The organism is Micromonospora sp. NPDC049102 (assembly GCF_043197485.1).
Lineage (GTDB): Bacteria > Actinomycetota > Actinomycetes > Mycobacteriales > Micromonosporaceae > Micromonospora.
The window spans coordinates 71,422-97,868 of record NZ_JBICTE010000001.1 but is presented as its reverse complement, the minus strand read 5'-3'; the positions used below and the strand labels follow the sequence as shown (position 1 = coordinate 97,868).

Sequence of the window (26,447 nt, the reverse complement as noted above, 5' to 3'; positions counted from 1 at the left end):
ACCCGACATGCCCGACCTGGACGGCTTCCTCGCCGACCAGACCCGCACGCTGCTCGACACCGCCCGCCGGTCGGTCCGGCCCGAGGGTGGCTTCTGGTGGCTCACCGACGACCGCACCCCGGACCGGGGCGAAGCCGTCTACACCTGGATCACCTGCCGGATGACCCACGTCGCCGCGCTCGCCCACCGCAACGGTGACCCGGATGCCGCCGCCATCGTCGACCACGGCGTCGCCGCGCTCGACACGCTGCTGCGCGACGACCGGTACGGCGGCTGGTTCGGCGCCGTGGATCAGCACGGCACTCCGACCGACGAGCGCAAGGCCGGGTACGACCACGCGTTCGTGCTGCTCGCCGCGTCCAGCGCCGCCCGGGCCGGGCGGCCCGGCGCGGACCGGTTGCTCGCCGACGTCCTCAGCGTGGTGCGGGACCGGTTCTGGGACGACGAGACGGGCGCCGTCCGCGAATCGTGGAACCGGGACTGGACGGTCACCGAGGACTACCGCGGCGCGAACAGCAGCATGCACATGGTCGAGGCGTTCCTCGCCGCTGCCGCCGCCACCGGCGACACGAGCTGGACCGACCGGGCCCTGCGGATCGCCAGCCATTTGGTGCACACCGAGGCCGCCCGGCACGACTGGCGGCTGCCCGAGCACTTCACGGCCGACTGGGTGCCGCTGCTCGACTACAACCGGGACCAGCCCGCCGACCCGTTCCGGCCGTACGGCTCGACGATGGGCCACTGGCTGGAGTGGGCCCGGCTGCTGCTCGAACTGGAGGCGGTCCTGCCGCAGCCGCCGGGCTGGCTGCTCGCCGACGCCCGTACCCTGTTCGCCGCCGCCCTGCGGCGCGGCTGGGCGGTGGACCGCGCGGACGGCTTCGTCTACACCATCGACTGGGACGATTCGCCCGTCGTGCGCTCCCGGATGCACTGGGTGCTGGCCGAGGCCATCGGGGCGGCGGTCACCCTGTTCCGCCGTACCGGGGACGCCGCCTACGCCGACTGGTACCGGGCCTTCTGGGCGTACGCGCGCCACTACCTCGTCGACGGCACCGGCTGGCGGCACGAGCTGGACGCGCGGAACCTGCCCGCCGACACGGTGTGGCACGGCCGCCCCGACGTCTACCACGCGTACCAGGCGGTGCTGCTGTCCCGCTCGGCCGACGGCCTCGGTGGCCCCGGCCCGCTCGCCCCGGGGACGGTGACCGCATGATCGTTGTCGCCGGAGAGGCGCTCATCGACCTGGTGGTCACCGCCGACGGGCAGCGCGCGGTGCCGGGCGGCTCGCCCGCGAACGTGGCGGTCACCCTGGCCCGACTCGACCAGCCGGTACGACTGCTGGCCCGGCTCGGTCCCGACGAGTACGGTCGGCAGGTCGCCGAGCACCTGGCGGCCAACCGGGTGGACCTCCAGTGGGCGGTCCGCGCCCCGGAACCCACCTCGGTGGCGGTCGCCACCCTGGACGCCACCGGCCAGGCCAGCTACGAGTTCCGGCTCGACGGCGCGGCGGACTGGCAGTGGACACCGCAGGAACTGCCCGACCTGGCCGGCTCGTCGGCGATCGCCTTTCACACCGGGTCACTCGCCCTGGCGCTCGCCCCCGGCGCGCAGGCACTGGAGGGGCTGCTCGCCCGCGAACGCGACCGCGACGCCGTCACCCTCTCGATCGATCTCAACCTGCGTCCGAGCATCGTCACGGACCGGGCCGCCGAGCAGGAGCGGGTACGCCGACAGGTACCCCTCGCGCACGTGGTCAAGGCCAGCGACGAGGACCTGGCCTGGCTCTACCCGGGTCGGTCGGTGGGCGACGTGATGGCCGACTGGCGCGAAGCCGGCGTGTCCTGCGCCGTGGTGACCCGTGGCGGTGAGGGCGCGTGGCTGCTCGCCCCCAACGGAGTGCTGCACGAGCAGCCGGCCGTTCGCACCACAGTGGTCGACACCGTCGGCGCGGGCGACTCGTTCACGGGTGGCCTGCTCGCCGCACTGGCCGACATCGACGCGCTTGGTGACCGGCCTTCCGACCGGCTCGCCGCGGTGACCGAGCAGCAGTGGACGACGGTGCTCCTTCAGGCGGCGACGGTGGCAGCCCTGACCTGCGCCCGCCGAGGCGCCAACCCCCCAACCCAAGCCGAGGTAAAAGCCCTCCTGACAGCACCGCGCTAACCCCCCCCGGCCCTGATCCCGCCCTGACCCCCGCCGCGATCTTGCACTTTCTGTCGCGACAGAGTGGGTCAAAATCCACGGAGCGACAACAGAAAGTACAAGATCGCGCAGGTCGGGTGGGTGCGGGGGCGCATGCACGTCGCTCACTCCCGCGATCTTGCGTTTTCTGCTGCGACAAAGGGGGCATTTGTGCGCGGGTCGACGACAGGAAGTGCAAGATCAGCGGGCTGCGGGCTGCGGGCTGCGGGCTGCGGGCTGCGGGGCAGAGCGGGCAGCGGGGTGGGGTGGGGCTGGGTTAGGGGAGGCCTCGGTGTAGGAGGCGGGTGGGTAGGACCGTTGTCGACGGGGGGGAGTCGTCGCCGGCGATGCGCTCGAAGAGGCGTTCGGTGGCTACCCGGGCCAGTTCGCGTGTGTCGTAGGCGACGACGGTCAACGGTCGCGGCATCAGGTGGGCCAGTTCGAAGTCGTCGAAGCCGACAAGCGCCGCGTCGCTGCCCCGGCGATGCAGCTCCTGCAACGCGCCGACGGTGAGCCGGTTGTTGCCGCAGAAGAACGCGGTGGGTGGGTCCGGGAGGTCGAGCAGCGCGGCGACCGCCCGCCCGGCCTCCTCAGGGGCGATCAGGCGGTCGCACACCAGCGACTCGTCGGACTCGACTCCGGCGTCCGCCAGCGCCGCCCGCGCGCCGGCCAGCCGTTCCCGCATCGTGGGTACGCTCGGCGCGCCGAGCAGGAGACCGACCCTCCGGTGCCCCTCGTCGAGCAGCGCGTCGACGCCGGCCCGACCGCCACCGGAGTTGTCCAGCAGTACGGTGTCCGCGAGCAGCCCCTGCGGCGGCCGGTCCAGGAAGACCACCGGCATGCCCAGTTCGACCTCGCGGCGCAGGAACGAGTGGTCGGGGCCCGCCGGCACCACCAGCAGCCCGTCGACCCGGCGCTGGGTGAAGTCCTGGAGGACGGCGCGTTCCCGCTCCGGGTCCTCCTCCGAGGAGGCGGTGATCAACATGGTGCCGTGCGCGGCGGCGATCTCGGCGGCCACGCTCGCGATCGTGGCGTAGAACGGGTTGGCGATCTCCTCGATGAGCAACCCGACGGTCGCGTTGAGCTGGCGCGAGCGCAGGTTGCGCGCGATGTCGTTACGTCGGAAGCCCAGCTCGGTGATGGCGGCCAGCACCCGGCCGAGCAGTTCCTGACCCACCGGCTCGTCGTTGACCACCCGGGACACCGTCTTCAGGCTGACTCCGGCGTGTCGGGCGACATCGACCATGGTCGGACGTCGGCGCGCGGTGGGCCTGGTCGGGGTCTGGGTCACGGGGTGGACCTCCACGGCGGGCACGGTCAGCGATCAAGGGCGGCGAGCGCATCGACCGCCTTCCGGGCGGCGATCAGCACCGGATCCCAGACCGGCGCGTACGGCGGAGCGTAGCCCAGGTCCAGTGCCGTCATGTCGTCCACGGTCATGCCGTTCCACAACGCGACGGCAAGAGTGTCGATGCGCTTGGCCGCCTCGGACCAGCCGACGATCTGCGCGCCGAGCAGACGGCCGCTGGGACGTTCGGCGATCAGCTTGACGGTCATCGGTCGGGCGCCGGGGTAGTAGCCGGCCCGGTTGGTCGACTCGGCGATCACCGAGATGAAGTCGAAGCCGGCCGCCGAGGCGTCCCGCTCCCGCAGACCCGTGCGACCGACCTCCAGCTCGCAGACCTTGGTCACGGCCGTGCCGATCACGCCGGTGAAGGTGGCGTACCCGCCGCCGATGTTGATGCCGGCCACCCGGCCCTGCTTGTTGGCGTGGGTGCCGAGTGGGATGTACACCGGCATTCCGCTGACCCGGTGCAGGGTCTCCACGCAGTCGCCGGCCGCCCAGATTCCGGGGAAGCCGGGGACCCGCATCCGCCGGTCCACCCGGATCGCGCCGGTCGGCCCGAGCGGCAGTCCGGCGGCCTCCGCGAGCCCGACGTTGGGGCGTACGCCGAGACCCAGGACCACGACGTCGGTCGGAATCGGTCCGTCGGCGGTGACCACGGCGGACACCCGGCCGTCCCGCTGGTCGAGGCCGGTCACCGGCAGGCCGGCGCGGATGGTGACGCCGAGGCCACGCATGGCCTCGGCGACGAGTTCGGCCATGTCGGCGTCGACCGTCGACATGGGTTGCTCGGCCTGCTCGACGAGCGTCACCGACAGGCCGCGCTGGATCATCGCCTCGGCCATCTCGACGCCGATGTAGCCGCCGCCCACCACCACCGCCCGGCGCGGCTGCGGCTCGGCGTCCAGCCAGTCGCGCAGCGCCGCCCCGTCGTCGAGGGTCTGCACCCCGAACACGCCGGCGACGTCCGACTGCGCCCACGCGGGCTTGGTCGGTGTCGCGCCGGCGGCGTACATCAGCTCGTCGAAGCGTTCCCGGACCTCGCCGCCGTGCTCCAGGTCCCGGGCGACCACCTCGCGCCGTTCGAGGTCGATGGCGGTCACCTCGTGGCGCATCCGTACGTCGATGTCGAACGAGGTGCGGAACGTCTCCGGGTCGCGGGCGATCAGATGCTCCGGACCGGGCACGAGCCCACTGATCCAGTAGGGGATGCCGCAGGCCGAGTAGGAGGTGAAGTGGCCCCGCTCGAAGACCACGATCTCCAGGTCGTCGCGGTCGCGGCGGCGGCGTGCCTGGGACGCCGCCGACATGCCGGCGGCGTCCCCGCCGATGACGATCAATCGTTGCGCCACAGGATCATCCTGTCACGCGCGTGCTCAGCCGCGCGTCTGTCGCGCCACGTCGTGCACGACGTCGACGAGCCGTCCGGTACGGGCGTACACGGCGCGCTGCCGGGCCGCGCCGGTGCCGTGGCGGCGCAGCCCGCCCAGCAGGTCGGACACCTCGGCCCAGTCGCCGTGCCGCTCCAGCGCCGGCCGCAGTCGTTCGACGAACCCGTCCAACAGGTCCCAGGCGGGCTTCGGCTCGCCCGTGGTGACGTCGACGCCCTCACCTTCCAGGCCGTCGTGGGCGGCCCGCCAGTGCGCGCCGACCAGCAGGTGGTGGTCGGTCCGCAGCGCGGGGCGGCCGGCCTCGACGTCGTCCATGGCGGTGGCCACGAGCGCGCGGACCAGCGCGGCGACCAGCACCGCGTCGTCCACGGTCGGGCAGACGTCGCCGATGCGCAGCTCCACGGTCGGGTACTTCGCCGACAGCCGGGCGTACCAGTAGAGCATTCCCTCGTCGAGCATCACCCCGCTGGCGATCAACTGACGGATCAGCCGCTGGTAGTGCTCGTGCGACTCCAACCAGGGCGTCGGCGCGACCGACGGCCAGCGCTCCCACTCGACCGAGCGCCAGCTCGCGTAGCCGGTGTCCTCGCCACCGGCGAACGGCGAGTTGGTGGTGATGGCGTGCAGCATCGGCAGCCACGGCCGGACGTGGTTGAGCACCTGCACGCCGGTCTCCGGATCGGGGACGCCCACGTGCACGTGCATGCCGTTGTTGCCGGGGCCGGGCACGAGCAGCCGGAAGCGCTCGATCATCCGGTCGAAACGGGGCTTGTCCACGACCGGCGGCACCGGGCCGTCCACCGGGCCGGTGCCGATGGCCAGCAGCCGTACGCCGGCCCGCTCGGCCGCGTCGGCGAGCGCCTTGCGGAGTACGCCGAGGGAGTGCCGGATCGAGGACAGCTCGAGGCCGGGCGGCGAGCCGATCTCGATCTGGCTGGTCTGGAACTCGCGTTCCACCTGGCCGCGCAGTTCCGCCGGGACCTGTTCGAGCACGAGGTCGACGGCGGGCACCGCGGCGCCGGTGTGTGGGTCGACGAGCAGGAACTCCTCCTCGACGCCAACGGTGAGCACATCGGTCCCCGCGGTCGTCCCGCCGGGTGCCTCCGCCACCTGCCCCGTCATCGCGCACCACCGTCCGTTTCTGCCGCTCGCGGCCTGTCCGCGCCGGTCGGACGCTTCGTTACCCACAGTGGTAACGCCCGGAAACGTGGTGACGGCACGCCGTCCCGCGTGTCGGGCTCCGACCGCTGGTCCTGTACCGCCTGCTCGTCACCGACGAGGGCGCTACGGGACTGCTCGACGAACGGCTGGCCGGCGTACCCCTGGGTCATCACCTCGGCGACGGCCTGGCCGGCGCGGCCGGGCCGCTCTTCGCCGGGCTGCTGGCGCTGCTGGCCTGGTGCCGCAGGCCGCACCGGCACCCGCCGCAGGGCATCCCCTGCCCTGACTGTCGACGGCGTCCCGCCAGGGGCGTCGGCGACGACGCGGATCAGCGACCGGCGGTCACCGACCGCCGGTCGTCGCGTTGCCGACGGCGGCGGATCTTGCGGGCCACCCAGGCGACCACCATGACGACGAAGACCGCTCCGATGGCGTAGTTGAACCAGTCGCTGTACCGCTCGACGTTCTGCCACCGGCTGCCCAGCGCGTAACCGGAGCCGACGATCAGGGCGTTCCACACCCCGCTGCCGATCGTCGTGAGCAGGACGAACTCGCCCAGCGGCATCCGGTTGGCCCCGGCCGGGACGGAGACCAGGCTGCGGACCACCGGCACCACCCGGCCGATCAGCACCGCCCAGCGGCCGTGTCGCTCGAACCAGCGGTCGGCCTTCTCCAGGTCGTCGCTGTCCACCAGCGGAACACGGTCCAGCCAGCGCTTCAATCGCTCCTCACCGACCGCCGCGCCGGCCCAGTAGAGCACCAGCGCGCCGACCAGCGAGCCGACCGTCGCGGCCACCACCACGAGGACGACGTTGAACTGACCCTCGTGGGCCAGGAAACCCGCCATCGCCAGCACGATCTCGCTGGGGATGGGCGGGACGATGCTCTCCAGCGCGACCAGCAGGGCCACGCCGACCGGACCCATCGCCTCGATCACCGAGGCCACCCATCCGGTCAGGCCGGTGAACTCGGACGGGTCACCAGTCTGGGCGTACGCCATTGGTCATCCTTCCGTACGGCCGAGGAGGGGATCGGACTGTCATACCCAGTGGCCGGCACGGCACACCTGTCGGTGAGCCGTGCCACCCCTCGATCGTCAGGCCTCCGGGTGCAGCGCCGTGTCCGCCGGGCCCTGCCGCCAACCGGTGAACACCACGGTGAGGCCGCCGCGCGTCGGGGCGCAGCAGAACGGGCCGGCCATCGCCTCGACGGTCGGGTCCAGCGGGGCGAGACGGACCAGTCGCCACGGCCCGTCGGCAACCCGGGCACGTACGGTCAGCGCGTCACCGGCCCGACTGACCCGTACGGTCACCTCCTGACCCGCCCAGCCCGGAACCGGGGAGACCGACCAGTCGGAGAACTCCCGGGTCACCACCGCGCCGAGCTGCGACTCGCCGTCGCTCACCTCGACACCCGCCTTGACCCAGGTCCGCTCGTCCACCCGCACCAGCACGCCGGCCTGGTCGAACTGCGCCGAGAAGTCGAGCGCGAAGCTCACCTCCATGGCCGTGCCGACGGGCAACGGCGCCAGTAGCGCCGGGCCGTTGTCGTGGACGAAGCCGTAGCTGGTCCGACGCCAGAAGTCGGTCTCCGCTCCGGCCTCGACGACCAGCTCACCGGCCGGGCCGTGCTCGGTGCGTACCGGCGGGTGCAACCACTCGCCCCGGGACCAGTCCAACTCATCGCTCGGCGGTACGAGGTCGCTCTCCATGCCGGGCAGGGTACCGACCGGGCGGGTCCATCGGGTTTGCCGTGGTGATCAACGGGAGAAGTTCCTCCCGCATGGGTGACCGTTGGTATTCCGAAGCCGTCGTCTACTGCCTCGACATCGACACGTACGCCGACTCCGACGGCGACGGGGTCGGCGACATCCGTGGGCTGCTCGGCCGGCTGGACTACCTCGCCCGGCTGGGCGTGACCTGCCTGTGGCTGCACCCGATCCACCCGTCGCCCAACCGCGACGACGGGTACGACGTCACCGACTTCTACAACGTGGACCCCCGCTTCGGCACCCTCGGCGACTTCGCCGAGCTGCTGCACCAGGCGCAGAACCGGGGCATCCGCGTGATCATCGACCTGGTGGTCAACCACACCTCCGACGAGCACCCGTGGTTCCAGTCGGCCCGTTCCTCGCCCGACTCGCCGTACCGCGACTGGTTCGTCTGGACCGACACCGAGCCGGACGACCGCCACCAGGGCATGGTCTTCCCCGGTGAGCAGAAGGAGACGTGGAGCTACGACCGCACCGCCAAGGCGTGGTTCTACCACCGGTTCTACAAGTTCCAGCCGGACCTGAACTTCGCCAACCCGGAGGTCCGGGCCGAGGTCAAGAAGATCATGTCGTTCTGGCTCCAGCTCGGGGTCTCCGGCTTCCGGATGGACGCGGTGCCGTTCATCATCGAGCTGACCGAGCCGGGTAACCCGGACTCCCCGAAGGACTTCGAGTTCCTCACCGAGATGCGCCAGCACGTGCAGTGGCGGCGCGGCGACGCCGTCCTGCTCGCCGAGGCGAACGTCGAACCGGACCAGCTCCCGACGTTCTTCGGCGATACCAGCGGCTCCGGCAACCGCATCCACATGCTCTTCGACTTCATGCTCAACGGCCGGCTCATGCTCGCTCTCGCCCGGCAGGACCCGGAGTCGCTGATCGAGGCGCTGCGCGACACCCCGAAGCTCCCGGTCGGCGGGCAGTGGGCCACCTTCCTGCGCAACCACGACGAGATCGACCTGTCCCGGTTGACGACCGAACAGCGCAACCAGGTGTACGCGGAGTTCGGCCCGGACGAGAACATGCGCATCTACGACCGGGGCATCCGCCGCCGGCTCGCCCCGATGCTCGGCAACGACCGGCGGCGCATCGAGCTGGCGTACGCGTTGCAGTTCTCCCTGCGCGGCACTCCGGTGCTGCGGTACGGCGAGGAGATCGGGATGGGCGAGGACCTGTCGCTGCCCGGTCGGGAGGCGATCCGTACGCCGATGCAGTGGTCGTACAAGCCGAATGCCGGCTTCTCCACGGCGGACCCGGAGAAACTGGTCCGCCCGGTGATCGACAAGGGTGACTTCGGCTACCAGAACGTCAACGTCACCGCCCAGCGTGGCGACCCGAAGTCGCTGCTCGCCTGGTTCGAGCGCATGATCCGTACGCTGCGGGAGGCCCCGGAGATCGGCTCCGGCTCGACCACCCACATCGACGTGGCGATGCCGCCGGGGGTTCTGGCGCACCGGGCGGACGGGCCGACCGGCACGATGGTCTTCCTGCACAACCTGGGCACCGACGACGTCGAGGTGGACCTGAGCAGCCTCGAAGCGGAGGCCGACCTGCCGATCGACGTGCTCACCGACCGTGGCTACGGCGAGTTGGGCAAACTCGGCGCGGTGAAGGTCTCCGGGCACGGGTACCGGTGGATTCGCCTCTGCCGGGGGCGGGGCTACTGACGGAACAGGGGACCGCACCGAGCGGCGCGGTCCCCTGTCGCGATCATCGCGGCGGGTCTATCACCGCACCCCGAAGGCGCGCAGCACGGTCTGCCGGACCGAGTTGCCTGAGCTGTCCGTGGCGCCGGCCCGCAACGACACGTAACTCGCGCCCTTCGGCGCCCGCAGCTTCGCCGTCCAGGAACCGTCCTTCGGATGGCCCAGCGACTGCTTCTGCCAGTGTGCGCCGTCGTCGTACGAGATCTCCAGGCTTACCGGCCGGATGCTGCCGCAACCGGTGACACCGGGCAGGTGGGCGGCGGAGAGCCTCAGGTCGGTCCGGCCCTTCGCCGTGCCGGCCGCGTCGGTGTCGACCGCGTAGTCGAGCTGGAGCAGTGGCAGCACTGCCGACTCCACCCCGGCGGCGGGTGCCTTCGACCGGAACGTCCACTGAGTCTCGGTGCTGGTCGAGTAGGGGCCCACCGTCGGGTCCTGGGTCGTCTTCACCACCAGTCGGTACGGCAGATCCTTCGTGACCGGCGCGGTGCCGCTGACCCAGGTGCTGCTGCTCTGGCCCAGCAAGGTGGTGCCCTGGTAGAGCTGGTTCGTCTGGGTGGCGGAGTTCGTCGCCATACCGACGTGGTCGTCCCCACCCCAACCGGGCACGTCCAGATTGAGCTGGTCGCCCGAGCGGACGGGCAGTTTGAAGTTGTTGTTCAGGTGCGGCCGCTCGATCGGCTCGAAGAACTGCTCCGTCGTGTGACTGCCGGCCCGGTAACTGGTCCGGGCATCGATCTGGTACGTCCGGTAGTCGAGGAACGCCTCCTGACCCCAGGCGTACAGGCCGCCGGTGGAGACCCAGTCGGTACGGACCGGGGCGAGCGGCCGGTTACTCGTCACTCCGATGCCCCAGTTCGAGTACGTCGGCCAGTCGTAGCGGAACTCGCCGCCGTGGGTCTGCGAGGTCGGGACGTTGAAGCCGACGTCCACCCGGGCCAGCGTCTTCGCCGTCTCGGTCCGGGTCAGCTCGCGCGGAATCCGGTTGTGGTACGCCTGCACCAGGTCGTACGTGTAGTCGGCGACGGGCTGCGAGACGACCTCGACCTTCGTCGAGCCCTGCTGGGTTTGGCGGATCAACGCCTCGCCCTCATCGATGCTCAGCAGCGCCACCTCGATCGGAGTGGGCGTGAATAAGTCGACCGAGTAGTTGCGCACCTCGCGCCCCGGGGTGTCGCTGACCACCAGCAGCAGCTTCGCCCCGGCGGCGGCCGCGGCAGCGGCCTGGGCGCGATCGTTGACGTCCAGGCTGCGCCGGACCACGACGGCCTTGCCACGGGCGTTCACCGTCGCGTAGTCGCTCGCCGCGCCCTTGCCGGCGAAGACCGTCCGCAGCGTCGAGCGGCCCTTCGGCAGTTGGGTGGTGCCCTGCTGCCGGACCACGTCGTCGAAGTTCGCCATCTTGGTGCCGATGCTGAGCACCGACTGTTCTTTACGCCACCGCGCACTCAGGTAGAAGTCACCGTGCTTCACGTTGTGGTTGGTCGGCTGAACCCAGAAACTGTCGTAGTACGTCTCGCCGTACAGGAAAGAGCGCCAGCGGCCCTCGCCCTGCGACCGGAAGTAGTCCAGCCGGGAGAAGGTGTTGGCCGTCTGCTGCGGCACCCGCGACTCGATCTGGCGGGCCGCCTTGCCAGCCAGCCTGACCGTGGTGTCCTTGGTCAAGTCGATGTCGGGATCCCCGAGTAGCGCCAGGCCGAGCGAGTGAGGTCCGCCTCTGCCGGTGACGTTGAGGAAAGCCATCGCCGAGTAGACGCCTTCGGGCACGAGCACGTCAGCGATGCCGTTCCCGTCGGTGTTGACGAAGCTCAGGTCATAGCTGCCGGCTTGACCCAGCTCGATCAGGCCGGGAGCCGGTTGGCCGGCCCGGTCGGTGAGTTCGAGCCGAAGGTGGTGGTACTGGACGAAGTTGCCGAGGCTGACCGCGGTGCGGGTGAGTACGGCGTGGTCCGGTCCGTTGGCGACCACCTGACCGGTGTAGCGGTTGCCGGCGACCGCCCGAGTGGTGTCCACGGTCAGGGTGACCGTGGCGACACCGTGTGCGGGCACGGTCAACTGCTCCGCCGACAGGGTGAACAGGCCGCTGGGTGCGGTCACGGCGTCCACGACCAAGCCCAGTGTGATCGGCTGGCCGGTGGTGTTGGTGTACGTCACCGGGTGGGTCGGCTTCGCGGTGTCCCGCCCCATGCTGAAGGACACGACGCCGGTGGCGACTACCGGAGCGCGGACCGCTGCGGCGGCGTCGACACGTCCGGTGCCGGCCTGGTACGGGTCGTACTGCGGCGTCGCCCTGGTCACGCTGACCAGAGCATCCTTGAGCTGCTGGCCGGTCCAGTCCGGGTGCCTCGCGGCGAGTAGGGCGGCGGCGCCCGCGACGTGCGGCGTCGCCATCGAGGTGCCGTCCATGCTCTGGTAGAGGCCTTCGCCAGGGACGTACTGCGACCGGGCGGCGAGCACTCCGACGCCGGGCGCCGTCAGCTCCGGCTTGATGGCCTCGTCGCCGATCCGCGGGCCCTCGCTGGAGAAGGAGGCGAGCTCGTCGTTGTTGTCGACCGCACCGACGGTCAGCGCGGCGTCGGCCGCACCCGGAGCGGAGATGGTGCTCTGGAGGCCGTCGTTGCCGGCGGCGACGACGAACAGGGTGCCGGTCTCCGCGCTGAGTGTGTTGAGCGCCTGGCTCATCGGGTCGGCCCCGTCGCTGGGCTGGCCCGCGCCCAGGCTGAGGTTGACGATGCGGGCGCCGGACTCCCGGGCCGCCCATTCCATGCCAGCGATGACCCAGGAGTCCTGCCCGTTCCCGGTGTCGCTCAGCACCTTGCCGATGGCGAGCGTGGCGGTCGGAGCGACACCCTTCTCCCGCCCGCCGGAGGCGGCCCCGGTGCCGGCGACGGTGGAGGCGACGTGAGTGCCGTGCCCGGCTCGGTCGGTGATCTGCTCACCGGGCACGAACACGGCCGTCGTGGCGATGCGGTCGGCCAGGTCCGGGTGGGTCGGGTCGATCCCGGTGTCCAGCACGGCCACCCGCACGCCCGTGCCGGTGTCGCCGCCGGCCCACACCTCGGGTGCGCCGATCTGCGCGGTGGTGTCGGCCAGGTCGGCGCGTACCCGGCCGTCCAGCCAGATCTTGGTGATCCCGGCGCCGAAGCGTCCGGCGTCGGTGGTGGCCGACTTCGCGGCGGTGCCGGTGAGCGCGGTCCAGAACGTGCCGGCCTGATCACGGTCCTCGCTGACCGCGGCGCCCGAGATGCTGCTCAGGGTACGGATGCGGGTCGCGCCGGCGGGTGTGGCGTCGGCACGCCGGCTGGCTGCCGCATCGGTGTACGACACGATCAGCGGCAGGTGGTCCACCTGCGCGTCGTCGTACCCGTCGGCGATCAGCCGGGTGACGTTGAACAGCCGCTTGTCCAGAGTCTTCGCGGCCACGTAGGGCAGGACGGACTGCGGGTACACGTAGAGGTCATCGCCGGCCTCCACCACCCGCACCGGTGTGGAGCCACCGCTCGGGCTTCGAACGTCAACTGTGCCGCCGTTGGCACCCCGGCGGGTGGTGACGGTGTCACCGGTGATCAGAGTGACCGCATGTGTGCCGGGTGGGGTGTGCAGGTCGGCGGTGGGGGCCGGCGAGCCGGGATCGGCCGATGTGCCGGGGGCGGCGGAGGCGGGTGCGCCGGTCGCCGCGAGGGCAGCGGCGACCACGGCGGCCAGCCAGGCCCCACTGGTCCAAGAGAGCTTCAACTGATGTCGTTCCTTGCCTGGTCGTTGGCCTGTCGGCGGGTGTGAGCAGGCGTGACGCTACGCGCGGAGGAACTCTCCCGAAAGATCATTTGCGTAAAGCGACGGTCATCGTTGCTGACCGTCGGTGAGTTAGGCTCCATTCGATCGGACCGAAGTTACCGGGAGGTAATCATGTCGGAGGAGCACCGCGTCGCCATCGTCACCGGAGCCGCACGCGGCATCGGCGCGGCCACCGCCCGGCGGCTGGCCGCGGACGGGATGACCGTGGCAGTGGTCGACATCGACGAGGCCGCCACCAAGGAGACGGTGGACGCCATCTCCGGCGCGGGCGGCCGTGCGCTCGGCGTCGGCGCCGACGTGTCCGACCGTGACCAGGTCGAGGCCGCCGTCGAGCGGGTTGCCACCGAACTGGGCGCGCCCACCGTGCTGGTCAACAACGCCGGGGTGCTCCGCGACAACCTGCTGTTCAAGATGACCAACGCCGACTGGGACACGGTCATGGGCGTGCACCTGCGCGGGGCGTTCCTGTTCAGCCAGGCCGCCCAGAAGCACATGGTGGACCGCAAGTGGGGGCGGATCGTGAACCTGTCCAGCACCTCCGCGTTGGGCAACCGGGGTCAGGCCAACTACGCCGCCGCGAAGGCGGGTCTGCAGGGCTTCACCAAGACGCTCGCCATCGAGCTGGGGCCGTTCGGGGTGACCGTCAACGCCGTCGCGCCGGGCTTCATCGTCACCGACATGACCGCGGCCACCGCCGCCCGCATGAAGGTCGACTTCGAGGACTTCCAGAAGCACGCGGCCGCTGAGATCCCGGTACGTCGTCCGGGACGCCCGGAGGACGTCGCACACACCATCTCGTTCCTGACCAGTGAGGGGGCGGGCTTCGTCTCCGGACAGGTCATCTACGTCGCCGGCGGCCCACGGGCCTGAGTCGCGCGCCCTCGTCAGGTGGCCCGCGGCCCGGTCGGTCAGGCCGGGTCGCGGCTGTCGGTCAGGCCGCGTCGCGGCGGGTGCGCCAGAGCCAGAACAGGCCCAACACCGGCAGCACCAGCGGGATGTAGCCGTATCCGCTGCCGAACTGCGACCACACCGTCTCGTCGGGGAAAAGGTCCTTGTCGACGACGCTGAGGATGCCGACGGCGACGACCCCGACCAACTCCACCGAGCAGCACGCCAGGGCCACCCGCCGGCCGGTGTGCCCGGCACGGGCCAGACCCACCGCGGCCACGATGTAGATGAGGGCGGCCAGGGCGGAGAGCAGGTACGCCACCGGCGCCTCGTCGAACTTGGTGGCGATCTGCAGGCCGGCCCGACTGGTCGCCGCGATGGCGAAGAGCAGGTATACCGCGATCAGCAGTCGGCCCGGACCGGCATTGGTGGCGCGTCGTGCCGGCTGTGTCTCAACCACCGAGGACCTCCCAGGTCTGCTGCAACCGGACCACCACGACCGGTGCGACCAGGCAGACCGCGCAGATGATCGCCGAACCCCAGCGGGTCGGTTCCATCCGGGCCAGCACCCAGGCCAGCGGCGGCAGGCAGACCAGCGTGACCAGGTAGCCGTAGAACGCGCCGGGCTCGCCCGGCCGGTCCCCGCCACCGACCGCCACGAGAGCCGACACCCCCAACGCGAGCAGCGCCAATTCCAGTACGGCCAGACCGACGAACTGCACCCGGTCCGGAGGCCGGTGGCGTACCGCCGCGATCAGCGCCCACACGGCGACGAGCAGCGACAGCACGATCGACGCCGTCGCGAGGAGCCCGTCCACCGGGGAGCCGGCCGCCGCGCTGGTCATCGGCCCCACCCGGTCGTCGCCTCGGTCACCGGCACAGCCTACTAACCGTCGTAGTAAGCAGCTCACGCTCCCTGCCCGGCGTGCCCCGGGGGTGCGACCGGGGTGTCGCCGCGAGGGCAGGTGCACCCCCACCTCACGTCCTTTGCTCTGCTTCAGCGAGGGAAACACCTGGTGTCCGACTATCGGACGTCGTCTGTTGCCTGGGCTGAAGCAGAGCAAAGGATGACCGCTCCTACCCCCTACCCCCTACCCACCGCGAGCAGGTCGGCCGTGCCGGCGGCCCTCGCCACCCGTCTCACAGAAGTCGCGGGGACGCACCGAACACCACCGGAAACCATCCGACACGGCGGGGCAGCACGAGCAGACCGGGCGTCGGCTGGCGAGCACCAGACGCTTCGGTTGGCGACCCGCCACCGGTGTGGCCAGTGGGGCGACTAGCGTGGATCAGGTCCGTGGCGTTGCCACGGCGCGGCGAAACAGCGGAGGTACACGTGCTGCGGTTCGGCTTGTTCGGCACCGGTCACTGGGCGATCGAGACGCACGGGAAGGCGCTGCACGCACACCCGGACGCGGAACTGGTCGGAGTGTGGGGGCGTAACCCGGAGCGGGCCTCCGCACTGGCCGAGCGGTACGGGGTGCCCGCCTACGCCGACGTCGACGCCCTCATCGAGCAGTGCGAGGCGATCGCCGTCGCGTTGCCGCCGGACGTCCAGGCCGACATCGCGGTCCGCGCCGCGAACGCCGGCCGGCACCTGCTGCTGGACAAGCCGTTGGCGCTCACCGTGGACGACGCCGACCGGGTCGTCGCTGCCGCCGAGGCGTCCGGAGTCGCCTCCGTGGTGTTCTTCACCCAGCGGTTCCAGCCGAACGTCACCGCGTTCCTCGCCGCGACCGCCGCGGCCGGTGGCTGGCAGCACGGCCGCACCACGGCGTTCGCGTCGATCTTCCAGGATGGCAGCCCGTACGGCGGCTCCCTGTGGCGTCGCGAGCACGGCGCCCTCTGGGACATCGCCCCGCACGCACTCTCGATCCTCCTGCCGGTGCTGGGCCGGGTGACCCAGGTGACGGCGGTGGACGGCCCGAGCGGGATGGTGCACCTGCTGCTCACCCACGAGGGCGGTGCGACCAGCAGCGCCTCGCTCTCCCTCGACGCGCCGACCGAGGCGATGGCCCGGGAGTTCGTGTTCTACGGCGAGAATGGCGTCGAGACCGTGCCGCACGGCGAGTACGACGCTGCAACGGCGTTCGGTGTCGCGATCGACCAGCTCGTCGAGCAGGTCCAGGCCGGCACCCGCGACCACCGCTGCGACGTCCGCTTCGGCCGTGAGGTGGTCACGATCCTGGCCGCTGCCGAAACCGCCCGCCAAGAATCCCGCACCGTCCCCCTCCGGTAATCACCTCTGCGCACGGCGGGTGCGCGGCCGGTCAGGCGAGGGTGGTCAGCGCCTCGCTCAACTCGGCCGGCGACTCGAACTGCTCGGCCGGCAACGCCTGCAACATCTGCAACATCGCCGTGCTGGCGCCGTTCTCCTGCCCCCAGCGGATGAGGTCCTCGCGGGAGACCGGGTAGTCGAGCCCGGCCAGGTACTCCTGCAACTGCACGCCGGTGACGGTCATACCGGTCGGCTACCCGATCGTCGTACCCGTACACGCGCACGGCGTGTCGGCGGTCGACGCGCCGACGGTTTGTCGGCGTGGCCGCCGGGTAGCCGCTGCCATGCTGGTTCAGCGGCTCGGCGCGCCGAGCGACTTCGACCCGTTGCTGGAGCGCGTTCGGGACGCCCGGGTGGTGATGATCGGTGAGTCCACGCACGGCAGTTACGACTACTACCGCCTGCGTGAGCAGCTGACCCGTCGGCTGATCGCGGAGTGCGGCTTCTCGTTCGTGGCCGTGGAGGGCGACTGGCCGGACTGCGACCGCGTGCACCGTTCGGTCACCGACGCGCCGGGTGGGGCTGCCGATCCACAGACGGCGCTGGAACGCTTCGAGCGTTGGCCCACCTGGATGTGGGCCAACGCGGAGGTGGCGCGCTTCTGCCGCTGGCTGCGGGCGTGGAACCTGGAACGACCGGGCAGTGAGCGGGCCGGCTTCCACGGGCTCGACGTCTACAGCCTCTGGGAGTCGATGCAGGCGATCTTCGACTACCTGGGGGAGGAGGACCCCACCTCGCTGGAGGCGGCGCAGGACGCGTACCGGTGCTTCGAACCGTACGGCAAGCGGGTCGAGGAGTACGGCGCGGCCAGCCGGTTCGTCTCCGCCCGGTGCGAGGAGGAGGTGGTCCGGCTGTTGGCGCGTACCCGGGAACAGGCCATGTCGGACGGCCCGGACCGCTTCTCGGCCTGGCAGAACGCCGAGGTGGTGGCCGGCGCGGAGCGCTACTACCGGGCGATGGTGGCCGGCGGCCCGGACTCGTGGAACATCCGTGACACCCACATGCAGGACACCCTGGACCGGCTGCTACACCGCTACGGCCCGGACGCCCGAGGGATCGTCTGGGCGCACAACACGCACGTGGGGGACGCGCGGGCCACCGACATGGCAGCGGACGGGATGGTCAACATTGGTCAGTTGGCCCGCGAGCGGTACGGCGACGACGCGGTGGCGCTGGTCGGTTTCGGCACCTATCGGGGAACGGTGATCGCCGCCCCCCGCTGGGGCTCGCCGTCCGAGGCGATGGTGGTGCCGCCGGCGCGGGAGGGCTCGGTGGAACGGCGGTTGCACGAGCTGATGCCCGAGCGGGCGGTGCTCGTCTTCGGCGGCGACGACCAGCCGGGCTGGGTCACCGAGCCGGCGGATCACCGGGCGATCGGGGTGGTGTACGACCCGTCGTTCGAGTCCTGGGGCAACTACGTGCCGACCCGGCTGGGCGCGCGTTACGACGCGCTCATCTGGTGCGACGAGACGACAGCCCTGCACCCGCTGGCCGTTCCGGCCGTCCCCGGCGAGATGGAGACGTACCCGGCCGGCGTGTGACCGGTACGACGAAGGTGCGGTGCCCGCAACGGGCACCGCACCTTCAGGTGGTCGGGACGGTCAGACCCGGGTGGGGGTCTGGGCCGTCAGGTGGTCGCGCAGGCCCTCGCCCTCGATGTCGACGTTCGGCAGGGCGCGGGAGAGCCAGCGGGGCAGCCACCAGGCGCGGTCGCCGAGCAGGGACATCACGGCCGGAACGATGGTCATGCGGACCACGAAGGCGTCGATGGCCACGCCGATGGCGAGCGCGAAGCCCATCGACTTGATCACCGGGTCGTCGAGGAAGACGAAGCCCCCGAACACCGACATCATGATCAGCGCGGCGGCGGTGACCACCCGGGCCCCGTGTCCCATGCCGCTGATCGTCGCCTCCCGGGCGGTCTCGCCGTGCACGAAGTCCTCCCGCATGCGGGACACCAGGAACACCTCGTAGTCCATGGCGAGCCCGAACAGGATGCCGATGAGCAGGATCGGCAGGAAGCTGATCAACGGACCGGGAGTGTCCAGGCCGACCAGGCTGGCGAGGTGCCCCTGCTGGAACACCGCCACCGTGATGCCGAACGTGGCGGCGACAGTGAGCAGGAAGCCCAGCGCGGCCTTGACCGGCACCAGCAGCGAGCGGAACACGAGCATCAGCAGCAGGACCGACAGCCCGACCACCAGCAGCAGGTAGATCGGCAGCGCGTCGGAGAGCTTCTCGGAGACGTCGATGCCGATCGCGGTGACGCCGGTGAGCAGCACGTCCGCGTCGCGGATACCGCTCACCGAGCCGCGGATGTCGTGCACCAGCGTCTCGGTGGCCTCGTCGGTCGGGCCGGTCTTCGGCACCACGCCGAGCAGCGCCGTCCGGCCGTCCGGGCTGAGCTGGGGTGGGGCCACCGCGAGGACGTTCTCGGTGCGTTGCAGCAGTGCGGTGACCTGCGGTACGGCGGCCGAGGTGGCCTGCGGCGAGTCACCGGCGACCACCACCGCGAGGCGACCGGTGAAGCCCGGGCCGAAGCCCTCGACGGTCAGGTCGTTGGCGACCCGGGCGGGGGAGCCGACGGCAGCCGTCGCCGCGCCCGGCAGGGCCAGCCGCATGTCCGGCGTGGGCAGCGCGAGCAGTCCCAGGCCGAGCAGCCCGACCAGGATCACCGGTACGCGGAACCGGGTGACGAAGCGCGCCCAGCGGAAGCCGAACCGGGTGCGGTCCTCGGCCGTGACCGGGTGGGCGTCCGGGGCCGATGCGGGGGTGTCGGTGGCCGGCGTGGTGTCGGCGGAGACGCCCCGCAGCCGGCGGGGGAGCACCCGTCGGCCGGCGAAGCCGAGCAGTGCCGGCTGGAGGGTGATGGCCACGAGGACGGCCACGGTTACCGTGCCGGCGGCGGCGAGGCCCATCACGGTGAGGAACGGGATGTCCACCACGGCCAGCCCGGCCAGCGCGATGACGACTGTCGCGCCCGCGAAGACGACGGCGGAGCCGGCGGTGCCCACGGCCCGGCCAACGGCCTCGTCCGGCGGCAGGCCGTCGAGCAGGTTCTGCCGGTGCCGGGAGGTGATGAACAGCGAGTAGTCGATGCCCACGGCGAGGCCGAGCATCAGCGCGAGGATGGGCGCCGTACTGGTCAGCTCGATGACGCCACTCAACGCGAAGAGGCCGGCCATGCCGACGCCCACGCCGATCAGCGCGTTGAGCATGGTCATCCCGGCGGCCACGAGCGAGCCGAAGGTGATGATCAGGACGATCGCGGCGACCAGGACGCCGAGCACCTCGGTCGAGCCGATCTCGGGTTCCCCGCCCAGCACCTCACCGCCCGGGGCGACCTGCCAGCCCTGCGCCTTGGCCGCCGCGCCGACCTCCTCGTACGCGGTCTTCTGCTCGTCGGTCACCTCGTCCGCGCCGGTGGCGAACTGGACCTGGACCAGCGCGTACCGACCGTTGGGCGAGACGGCCCCGACCTGGAGCGGGTTGACCGCGCCGACGACGCCGGGCAGCGTCCCGGCCTGCTGGACCAGTTCCTGCACCACGGCCTGGCCCTGCGGGGTGGCCAGTTGACCGTCCGCGGGCGCCTTGATCGTGATTGTGCCGGTCGCTCCGCTGGCCGCGGGGAACTGCTCGGCGAGCAGGTCGAGTGCTCGCTGGCTCTCGGTGCCGGGCATGGTGAAGTTGCTCGCCGTCGGGCCGCGCAGGGTCGCCGCGGCGAGGCCGGCGCCGACGAGTACGACGAGCCAGAGCGCGACGACGAGCCGTCGCCGGCGCAGCGCGCCCCGGCCGAGCCGGTAGAGCAGGGTGGCCATCAGGAGTCCTTGTCCTCGGTCGTGGGTGGTTGGGGCAGGGGTGTCCCGACGGGTTCGACGGCCCGTCGGACGAGGGTGAGCAGGGCGGGCCGTAGTTCGTCCTCGGGGACGTCGACGAACTCGGCGCACGCCTCGGAGATGCCGGCGAGCAGTACCAGCGCGGCGATCCGCGCGCCCGGACGGTCGGAGTGACCGGCCAGCGCGTCGCGCAGCCGTTCGGAGATCTGCTGGATGTGGGCGAAGGCCGGCTGGCACAGCAGCTCCGGGAACTCGCCGCGCAGTACGGCGATCTCCCGCCGGAACCGGACCGCGAGATCGACGAAGCCGACCGCGGCGGCCTCCTGGGCAGCGGTGCCGGTCAACCCGCTGAGCTGGTCGTCGAGGTCGGTCAGCACCGTGATGGCCGGTGCCATCAGCTCGGCGAGCAGGGCTTCCTTGTTGGCGAAGTGGTAGAGCACGGTGGCCTTGGAGCAGCCGACCTCGCGGGCGATGTCCTGCAACGAGGTGCCCCGGTATCCGGTCACCGCGAATCGTCGCGCCGCCGCGGCGAGGATCTCACCGTGCGTCTCGGACACCGCTCTGGCCATCACCGGTCCACCTCCGTGAACCAGCATGCCTGACCGATCGGTCAGACCCTGACCGATCGGTCAGACGAACGGCGTGGCGTTCCCCACACCCGTTGCCCGTTTAGTCGGCGCGCTCGGCGTCGTACCTGGTCCGCGCCTCGGCGATGGCCCGGCGGTGCCGTTCGGCCCAGCTCGTGAGTGCCACCAGCGACTCGTACAGCTCCAGCGCCATCGGGGTGGCCACGTACTCGACCTTCGGTGGCACGGTCGGGTAGACGGTGCGGTGCAGCAGGCTGTCGCGTTCCAGGTTGCGCAGGGTCAGCGTGAGCATCCGACGGCTGATGCCCTCGATGTGCCGCTCCAGCTCGGTGAAGCGCACCGGGCCGTGCGAGGCCGCCACCAGGATGCCGATGCTCCACTTGCCGCCGACCCGGTCGAGCACCTCGCGGACGGTGCACGCCCGGGCCTGCCCGGGGGCGAAGGGCACGTTCTCCGCCGAGCAGGTCAGCTCGGCCTCCACCAGCGCGGACACATCGCTGTTCCTCTGGGACACGACAGTGCCTCCTTCCGCTCCCGCTCATGGTCACAGACGATGGCGTCGGTAACAAAGCGTGCACCAAGGAGGGTCACACGGACCGAGTCACCCCGTCCCGCTGGCCGGCACTGCTGGTGCTCTCCGCCGGCAGCCTCATGATCATTCTCGATGGCAGTGTCGTGTCGGTGGCCCTGCCCGCCGTCCAACGCGACCTGGGGTTCACCGCCGCAGGGCTGGCCTGGGTGGTCAACGCCTACCTGGTGGCGTTCGGCGGCCTGCTGCTGCTCGCCGGCCGCCTCGGTGACCTGCTCGGTCGACGCCGGGTCTTCCTGGCCGGCGTCGTGCTGTTCACCGTGGCCTCGGCGGCCTGCGCGCTCGCCAACGGGCCGGCCCTGCTCGTCGGCGCGCGGTTCGCTCAGGGCGTCGGTGGCGCGCTGGCCATGGCGGTCAGCCTCGGCATGATCGTCCGGCTCTGTCCCGAGCCGGCCGAGCGGGCCCGCGCGATAGCCGTCTACAGCTTCACCGGGGCGGCCGGCGCGTCGATCGGTACGGTGGCCGGGGGAGTGCTGACCGAGCTGGCCGGCTGGCGTTCGATCTTCCTGGTGAACCTCCCGATCGGGGCGGCGATCCTGCTCGCCGCAGTCCGCCGACTCCCCGCCGAACGGGGCATCGGCGTGCGGGCCGGCCTCGACGTGCCGGGCGCACTGCTCGCCACCGCCGGCCTGATGGCGGCCGTGCTGGGCATCGTGGAGACGGGCGAGCACGGCTGGACCAGTCCGCGAACCCTCGGCGCGGCGGCACTCGCCGCGCTGCTGCTCGGCGGCTTCGCGGTGCGCCAGGGCGTGGCGTCCACCCCGCTGCTGCCTCCCCGACTACTGCGCGTCCCGGGGCTGCTCGCGGCGAACACCGTGCAGTTCCTCATGTCGCCTCCGGTCTGGCCAACACCACCCAGCAGGTCGGCGGGGCGGTCGGCCTGGCGGCGCTGGCGACCCTGGCGGCGTGACGCGGTCCGGGAGCCGATCCTCGGGCAGCTGCGCGACCGGCCGCTGTCGGTGATCAGGGTCCGCCCGGGTCAGCCGCCGTTCATGCAGAAGAACCTGCCCCGCTACACCCCGGACTGGGTACGCCGCACGTCGGTCTGGGCCGAGGCGTCGCACCGGGAGATCTCGTACGGCCTCTGCGACGACCGGCGCACCCTGCTCTGGTTCGCCAACCAGCGGGCCGTCGAGTACCACCCGACCCTGGCCACGGCGGCCGACCCGCACCGACCGACCCACCTGGTGCTCGACCTGGACCCGCCCGAGGGCGACCGGTTCGGGGCGGCGGTCGACGCGGCCCTGCTGGTCCGCCAGGCGCTCGCCGACGCCGGCCTGGAAGGTCTTCGTGGACGCCACCCGCTCCGGCGGCGCGACGGTCGTGGCCGCGTACAGCCCGCGACTGCGGCCCGGGATGCCGGTGTCCTTCCCGGTCGACTGGGCCGACCTGACCGAGGTGACCCCGGCGGACTTCACCATCCGGACGGCGCCGTCGCTGCTCGCCGGGACCGATCCGTGGCTCGCGGTGCTGCCGGAACCCCAGCAGATCCCCGCCGACCTGGTCGCGGAGGGCCGCACGATCCCGGTGGCCCGCGTGCAGGCCATGCACGAGGGCAAGCGCCGGGCCCGCGCCCGGCGCGAGGCCACCTGAGGGTACGCACCGACGGCAATCCCGCCCGCCGCCGCGCGGCTCAGGTCCGGCTCGGCTGTTCGGCGGTCCTGGCTTGTCGGTGGTCTGTGGCACGATTTGCCGGGTGACCAGCCGATCGACCGAGAGTCAGCGCCTGAGTGATCTCGCACGACTGCGTCGCGTCCGTGACCGCATCGACCGGGAGTACGCACAGCCGCTGGACGTGGAGGCGCTGGCTCGGGGCGTCCACATGTCGGCCGGGCACCTCAGCCGGGAGTTCCGGCTCGCCTACGGCGAATCGCCGTACAGCTATCTCATGACGCGCCGCGTCGAGCGCGCGATGGCCCTGCTGCGTCGTGGCGACCTGAGCGTCACCGAGGTATGTTTCGCGGTCGGCTGCTCGTCGCTCGGCACCTTCAGCACCCGCTTCACCGAGCTGGTCGGCATGCCACCGAGCACCTACCGGCGGGAGGCGGCGCTCGCGACGGCCGGGCTGCCGTCCTGCACCGCGAAGCAGGTCACCAGACCCATCAGGAATCGAGAAGCGCAGGTCACGCGGCCACCTGTAACGTGACCGGACCCCGCACCCCCGAGCAGATGGAGAGACGATGAGCAAGGCCACGGACTCGCCCGCGGCACACGTCGCCGACCGCCACGACCTGATCCGGGTGCAGGGTGCTCGCGTCAACAACCTCAAGGACGTCACGGTCGAGCTTCCGAAGCGTCGTCTGACAGTCTTCACCGGAGTCTCCGGCTCGGGCAAGAGCTCGCTGGTGTTCGGCACCATCGCCGCCGAGTCGCAGCGGATGATCAACGAGACCTACAGCGCCTTCCTCCAGGGCTTCATGCCGACGCTGACCCGGCCCGAGGTCGACGTGCTGGCCGGGCTGACCACCGCGATCATCGTCGACCAGGAGCGGATGGGGGCCAACGCCCGCTCCACCGTCGGCACCGCCACCGACGCCAACGCGATGCTGCGCATCCTGTTCAGCCGGCTCGGGCAGCCGCACATCGGTCCGCCGAACGCGTTCTCGTTCAACGTCCCGTCGGTCCGGGCGAGCGGCGCGATCACCGTGGAGCGCGGCGCGGGCAAGACCAGGACCGAGAAGGCGATCTTCAACCGCCTGGGCGGCATGTGTCCGCGCTGCGAGGGCATGGGCGCGGTCACCGACTTCGACCTGTCCGCGCTCTACGACGACAGCAAGTCCCTCAACGAGGGCGCGATCACGATCCCCGGCTACAGCATGGAGGGCTGGTACGGCCGGATCTTCCGTGGCTGCGGCTACTTCGACCCGGACAAGCCGATCAGCAAGTACACGAAGAAGGAGTTGCAGGACCTGCTCCACCGGGAACCGACCAAGATCAAGGTCGACGGCATCAACCTGACGTACTCGGGCCTGATCCCGCAGATCCAGAAGTCGTTCCTCTCCAAGGACATCGACACGCTGCAACCGCACATCCGCGCCTTCGTGGACCGGGCGGTCACGTTCACCACCTGCCCCGACTGCGACGGCACCCGGCTCAGCGCCGAGGCCCGGTCGTCGAAGATCGCCGGCAAGAACATCGCCGACGTCTGCGCCATGCAGATCAGCGACCTGGCGGCCTGGGTCCGGGGTGTCGAGGAGCCGTCCGTCGCGCCGCTGCTCAGCGGGTTGCAACACCTCCTCGACTCCTTCGAGGAGATCGGGCTGGGCTACCTGTCGCTCGACCGGCCGTCGGGGACGCTCTCCGGTGGCGAGGCGCAGCGCACCAAGATGATCCGCCATCTCGGGTCGTCGCTCACCGACGTGACGTACGTCTTCGACGAACCGACGATCGGGCTGCACCCGCACGACATCGCCCGGATGAACGGTCTGCTTCTGCGCCTGCGCGACAAGGGCAACACCGTCCTGGTCGTGGAGCACAAGCCGGAGGCCATCGCCATCGCCGACCACGTCGTCGACCTCGGCCCGGGCGCTGGAACCGGCGGGGGCGAGGTGGTGTTCGAGGGCACCGTCGACGGGCTGCGCGCCAGCGACACGCTGACCGGGCGGCACCTGGACGACCGGGCCTCGCTGAAGACCTCGGTCCGGACGCCGTCCGGCACGCTGGCCGTGCGGGGCGCGAACACCCACAACCTGCGCGACGTCGACGTCGACATCCCGCTCGGTGTGCTCGTGGTGGTGACCGGCGTGGCCGGCTCGGGCAAGAGCTCACTCATCCACGGCTCGGTCTCCAGCACCGACGGGGTGGTGTCGGTCGACCAGAGCGCGATCCGCGGCTCGCGGCGGAGCAACCCGGCGACGTACACGGGTCTGCTCGAACCGATCCGCAAGGCGTTCGCGAAGGCCAACGGGGTGAAGCCCGCGCTGTTCAGCGCCAACTCCGAGGGTGCCTGCCCCGGCTGCAACGGCGCCGGCGTCGTCTACACCGACCTGGGGATGATGGCCGGTGTCGCCGCCACCTGCGAGGAGTGCGAGGGGCGGCGGTTCCAGGCGTCCGTGCTGGAATACCGGTTCGGCGGCCGGGACATCAGCGAGGTGCTCGCGATGTCGGTGACCGAGGCGGAGGCGTTCTTCGGCACGGGCGACGCCCGTACCCCGGCCGCGCACGCCATCCTCGACCGGCTCGTCGACGTCGGGCTCGGCTACCTCAGCCTCGGCCAGCCGCTGACCACCCTGTCCGGCGGCGAGCGGCAGCGACTCAAGCTGGCCACCCGCATGGCCGACAAGGGCGGCATCTACGTCCTCGACGAGCCCACCACCGGCCTGCACCTCGCCGACGTCGAGCAACTGCTCGGCCTGCTGGACCGGCTCGTCGACTCCGGCACCTCGGTGATCGTCGTCGAGCACCACCAGGCGGTCATGGCGCACGCCGACTGGATCATCGACCTCGGCCCCGGCGCCGGCCACGACGGCGGTCAGATCGTCTTCGAAGGCACCCCCGCCGACCTGGTGGCCGCCCGCAGCACCCTCACCGGAGAACACCTGGCGAAGTACGTCAACGCCTGACCCCCCACCCCGCCCACGATGCAGCCGGCCAGGTCGCGCTCCGTGATGCAGGCGGGCCGGGTGCCGCTCCGCGATCTTGCACTTTCGGTGGCGACATATGGCGCATTCACCCCACAACGACAACAGAAACTGCAAGATCGACGGGCGCTGGCCGGCGCGGTTCGGGGCAGGCGGTGGGGCAGGCCACCCGGCGTGGTTCGGGGCAGGCGGTGGGGCAGGCCACCCGGCGCGGTTCGGGGCAGGCGGTGGGGCAGGCCACCCGGCGTGGTTCGGGGCAGGCGGTGGGGCAGGCCACCCGGCGTGGTTCGGGGCAGGCGGTGGGGCAGGCCACCCGGCGTGGTTCGGGGCAGGCGGTGGGGCAGG

21 protein-coding genes and 3 pseudogenes are annotated in these 26,447 nt (G+C 71.4%); 11 read left to right on the top strand and 13 right to left on the bottom strand.

Annotation, left to right across the window (positions count from 1 at the left end):
* Positions 1-7: 7 nt before the first annotated feature.
* Positions 8-1,213, top strand: a complete 1,206-nt coding sequence (locus tag ACGFH9_RS00440) for an AGE family epimerase/isomerase (protein ID WP_393214167.1) — start codon at positions 8-10, stop codon at positions 1,211-1,213.
* Positions 1,210-2,163 carry a carbohydrate kinase gene (locus tag ACGFH9_RS00435; protein ID WP_393213175.1) on the top strand — a complete coding sequence of 318 codons (954 nt, stop codon included), beginning with the start codon at positions 1,210-1,212 and terminating at the stop codon, positions 2,161-2,163. Before ACGFH9_RS00440 ends, ACGFH9_RS00435 begins: the two co-directional genes overlap by 4 nt.
* Positions 2,164-2,458: 295 nt before the next feature.
* On the opposite strand, the gene ACGFH9_RS00430 is transcribed toward ACGFH9_RS00435, so the two are convergent.
* The 6 genes from ACGFH9_RS00430 to ACGFH9_RS00405 all read right to left on the bottom strand — a co-directional run bounded on the left by ACGFH9_RS00430 (position 2,459) and on the right by ACGFH9_RS00405 (position 7,789).
* A complete protein-coding gene (locus tag ACGFH9_RS00430) occupies positions 2,459-3,427 on the bottom strand; it encodes a LacI family DNA-binding transcriptional regulator (RefSeq protein ID WP_355237641.1) in 969 nt (322 codons plus the stop codon).
* A 71-nt stretch (positions 3,428-3,498) separates the two neighbouring features.
* Positions 3,499-4,878 (bottom strand): FAD-dependent oxidoreductase, encoded by a 1,380-nt coding sequence (locus ACGFH9_RS00425; protein ID WP_393213172.1) that lies wholly within the window; start codon positions 4,876-4,878, stop codon positions 3,499-3,501.
* A gap of 24 nt (positions 4,879-4,902) precedes the next feature.
* The gene (locus tag ACGFH9_RS00420) at positions 4,903-6,039 is read right to left on the bottom strand and encodes a glutamate--cysteine ligase (RefSeq protein WP_393213168.1); all 1,137 of its coding nucleotides are present in this window, start codon (positions 6,037-6,039) and stop codon (positions 4,903-4,905) included.
* The gene (locus tag ACGFH9_RS00415) at positions 6,036-6,338 is read right to left on the bottom strand and encodes a hypothetical protein (protein WP_393213165.1); all 303 of its coding nucleotides are present in this window, start codon (positions 6,336-6,338) and stop codon (positions 6,036-6,038) included. Before ACGFH9_RS00415 ends, ACGFH9_RS00420 begins: the two co-directional genes overlap by 4 nt.
* Before the next feature lie 68 nt (positions 6,339-6,406).
* A complete protein-coding gene (locus tag ACGFH9_RS00410) occupies positions 6,407-7,078 on the bottom strand; it encodes a DedA family protein (protein ID WP_393213162.1) in 672 nt (223 codons plus the stop codon).
* 96 nt (positions 7,079-7,174) lie between these two features.
* Positions 7,175-7,789, bottom strand: coding sequence for a DUF1349 domain-containing protein (locus ACGFH9_RS00405; protein WP_393213159.1), 615 nt, complete (start codon positions 7,787-7,789; stop codon positions 7,175-7,177).
* 71 nt (positions 7,790-7,860) lie between these two features.
* Between ACGFH9_RS00405 and ACGFH9_RS00400 the strand changes: the two genes are divergently transcribed.
* Positions 7,861-9,513 (top strand): alpha-amylase family protein, encoded by a 1,653-nt coding sequence (locus ACGFH9_RS00400; RefSeq protein ID WP_393213156.1) that lies wholly within the window; start codon positions 7,861-7,863, stop codon positions 9,511-9,513.
* Positions 9,514-9,573: 60 nt separating this feature from the next.
* On the opposite strand, the gene ACGFH9_RS00395 is transcribed toward ACGFH9_RS00400, so the two are convergent.
* The gene (locus ACGFH9_RS00395) at positions 9,574-13,284 is read right to left on the bottom strand and encodes a S8 family serine peptidase (protein ID WP_393213153.1); all 3,711 of its coding nucleotides are present in this window, start codon (positions 13,282-13,284) and stop codon (positions 9,574-9,576) included.
* Positions 13,285-13,455: 171 nt separating this feature from the next.
* Between ACGFH9_RS00395 and fabG the strand changes: the two genes are divergently transcribed.
* Positions 13,456-14,214, top strand: a complete 759-nt coding sequence (fabG, locus tag ACGFH9_RS00390; RefSeq protein ID WP_393213150.1) for a 3-oxoacyl-ACP reductase FabG — start codon at positions 13,456-13,458, stop codon at positions 14,212-14,214.
* Positions 14,215-14,275: 61 nt separating this feature from the next.
* Here fabG and ACGFH9_RS00385 read toward each other — a convergent pair whose 3' ends face one another.
* Together ACGFH9_RS00385 and ACGFH9_RS00380 are read right to left on the bottom strand one after the other, a co-directional pair.
* Positions 14,276-14,692 (bottom strand): hypothetical protein, encoded by a 417-nt coding sequence (locus ACGFH9_RS00385; RefSeq protein ID WP_355237412.1) that lies wholly within the window; start codon positions 14,690-14,692, stop codon positions 14,276-14,278.
* On the bottom strand, positions 14,685-15,077 hold the full coding sequence (locus ACGFH9_RS00380) for a hypothetical protein (RefSeq protein WP_393213146.1): 393 nt from the start codon (positions 15,075-15,077) through the stop codon (positions 14,685-14,687). The genes ACGFH9_RS00385 and ACGFH9_RS00380 overlap by 8 nt, the downstream gene beginning before the upstream one ends.
* Before the next feature lie 491 nt (positions 15,078-15,568).
* Between ACGFH9_RS00380 and ACGFH9_RS00375 the strand changes: the two genes are divergently transcribed.
* Entirely contained in the window at positions 15,569-16,471 is a 903-nt protein-coding gene (locus ACGFH9_RS00375) for a Gfo/Idh/MocA family protein (protein WP_393213143.1), read from the top strand.
* 31 nt (positions 16,472-16,502) lie between these two features.
* On the opposite strand, the gene ACGFH9_RS00370 is transcribed toward ACGFH9_RS00375, so the two are convergent.
* A complete protein-coding gene (locus ACGFH9_RS00370) occupies positions 16,503-16,694 on the bottom strand; it encodes a DUF2795 domain-containing protein (protein ID WP_355237418.1) in 192 nt (63 codons plus the stop codon).
* 100 nt (positions 16,695-16,794) lie between these two features.
* Between ACGFH9_RS00370 and ACGFH9_RS00365 the strand changes: the two genes are divergently transcribed.
* Entirely contained in the window at positions 16,795-18,051 is a 1,257-nt protein-coding gene (locus ACGFH9_RS00365) for an erythromycin esterase family protein (RefSeq protein ID WP_355237647.1), read from the top strand.
* A gap of 60 nt (positions 18,052-18,111) precedes the next feature.
* Here ACGFH9_RS00365 and ACGFH9_RS00360 read toward each other — a convergent pair whose 3' ends face one another.
* The 3 genes from ACGFH9_RS00360 to ACGFH9_RS00350 all read right to left on the bottom strand — a co-directional run bounded on the left by ACGFH9_RS00360 (position 18,112) and on the right by ACGFH9_RS00350 (position 21,447).
* On the bottom strand, positions 18,112-20,328 hold the full coding sequence (locus ACGFH9_RS00360; protein WP_393213139.1) for an MMPL family transporter: 2,217 nt from the start codon (positions 20,326-20,328) through the stop codon (positions 18,112-18,114).
* Positions 20,328-20,915, bottom strand: coding sequence for a TetR/AcrR family transcriptional regulator (locus ACGFH9_RS00355; RefSeq protein ID WP_393213136.1), 588 nt, complete (start codon positions 20,913-20,915; stop codon positions 20,328-20,330). Before ACGFH9_RS00355 ends, ACGFH9_RS00360 begins: the two co-directional genes overlap by 1 nt.
* Before the next feature lie 100 nt (positions 20,916-21,015).
* Positions 21,016-21,447: a winged helix-turn-helix transcriptional regulator gene (locus ACGFH9_RS00350; RefSeq protein WP_393213133.1), complete on the bottom strand. Its 432-nt coding sequence runs from the start codon at positions 21,445-21,447 to the stop codon at positions 21,016-21,018.
* Positions 21,448-21,473: 26 nt separating this feature from the next.
* Between ACGFH9_RS00350 and ACGFH9_RS00345 the strand changes: the two are divergent.
* From ACGFH9_RS00345 to ACGFH9_RS00325, 5 genes and pseudogenes are all read left to right on the top strand, one after another.
* A pseudogene (locus tag ACGFH9_RS00345) lies at positions 21,474-22,259 on the top strand (MFS transporter); the annotation flags it as partial.
* Between the two features lie 171 nt (positions 22,260-22,430).
* Positions 22,431-23,115 (top strand): annotated as a pseudogene (locus tag ACGFH9_RS00340) (ATP-dependent DNA ligase); the annotation flags it as partial.
* A gap of 103 nt (positions 23,116-23,218) precedes the next feature.
* Complete coding sequence (locus ACGFH9_RS00335; RefSeq protein ID WP_393213130.1) at positions 23,219-23,668, top strand: helix-turn-helix transcriptional regulator; 450 nt, start codon at positions 23,219-23,221, stop codon at positions 23,666-23,668.
* A 34-nt stretch (positions 23,669-23,702) separates the two neighbouring features.
* On the top strand, positions 23,703-26,084 hold the full coding sequence (locus ACGFH9_RS00330; protein ID WP_393213127.1) for an ATP-binding cassette domain-containing protein: 2,382 nt from the start codon (positions 23,703-23,705) through the stop codon (positions 26,082-26,084).
* Positions 26,085-26,257: 173 nt separating this feature from the next.
* A pseudogene (locus ACGFH9_RS00325) lies at positions 26,258-26,447 on the top strand (hypothetical protein); the annotation flags it as partial.

Excerpts from the sequence above, each read along its gene's own strand:
- ACGFH9_RS00440 (WP_393214167.1), top strand. The coding sequence starts at position 8 with ATGCCCGACCTGGACGGCTTCCTCGCCGACCAGACCCGCACGCTGCTC.
- ACGFH9_RS00435 (WP_393213175.1), top strand. The coding sequence starts at position 1,210 with ATGATCGTTGTCGCCGGAGAGGCGCTCATCGACCTGGTGGTCACCGCC.
- ACGFH9_RS00430 (WP_355237641.1), bottom strand. The coding sequence starts at position 3,427 with ATGGTCGATGTCGCCCGACACGCCGGAGTCAGCCTGAAGACGGTGTCC.
- ACGFH9_RS00420 (WP_393213168.1), bottom strand. The coding sequence starts at position 6,039 with ATGACGGGGCAGGTGGCGGAGGCACCCGGCGGGACGACCGCGGGGACC.
- ACGFH9_RS00410 (WP_393213162.1), bottom strand. The coding sequence starts at position 7,078 with ATGGCGTACGCCCAGACTGGTGACCCGTCCGAGTTCACCGGCCTGACC.
- ACGFH9_RS00405 (WP_393213159.1), bottom strand. The coding sequence starts at position 7,789 with ATGGAGAGCGACCTCGTACCGCCGAGCGATGAGTTGGACTGGTCCCGG.
- ACGFH9_RS00400 (WP_393213156.1), top strand. The coding sequence starts at position 7,861 with ATGGGTGACCGTTGGTATTCCGAAGCCGTCGTCTACTGCCTCGACATC.
- fabG (WP_393213150.1), top strand. The coding sequence starts at position 13,456 with ATGTCGGAGGAGCACCGCGTCGCCATCGTCACCGGAGCCGCACGCGGC.
- ACGFH9_RS00380 (WP_393213146.1), bottom strand. The coding sequence starts at position 15,077 with ATGACCAGCGCGGCGGCCGGCTCCCCGGTGGACGGGCTCCTCGCGACG.
- ACGFH9_RS00370 (WP_355237418.1), bottom strand. The coding sequence starts at position 16,694 with ATGACCGTCACCGGCGTGCAGTTGCAGGAGTACCTGGCCGGGCTCGAC.
- ACGFH9_RS00365 (WP_355237647.1), top strand. The coding sequence starts at position 16,795 with ATGCTGGTTCAGCGGCTCGGCGCGCCGAGCGACTTCGACCCGTTGCTG.
- ACGFH9_RS00360 (WP_393213139.1), bottom strand. The coding sequence starts at position 20,328 with ATGGCCACCCTGCTCTACCGGCTCGGCCGGGGCGCGCTGCGCCGGCGA.
- ACGFH9_RS00355 (WP_393213136.1), bottom strand. The coding sequence starts at position 20,915 with ATGGCCAGAGCGGTGTCCGAGACGCACGGTGAGATCCTCGCCGCGGCG.
- ACGFH9_RS00330 (WP_393213127.1), top strand. The coding sequence starts at position 23,703 with ATGAGCAAGGCCACGGACTCGCCCGCGGCACACGTCGCCGACCGCCAC.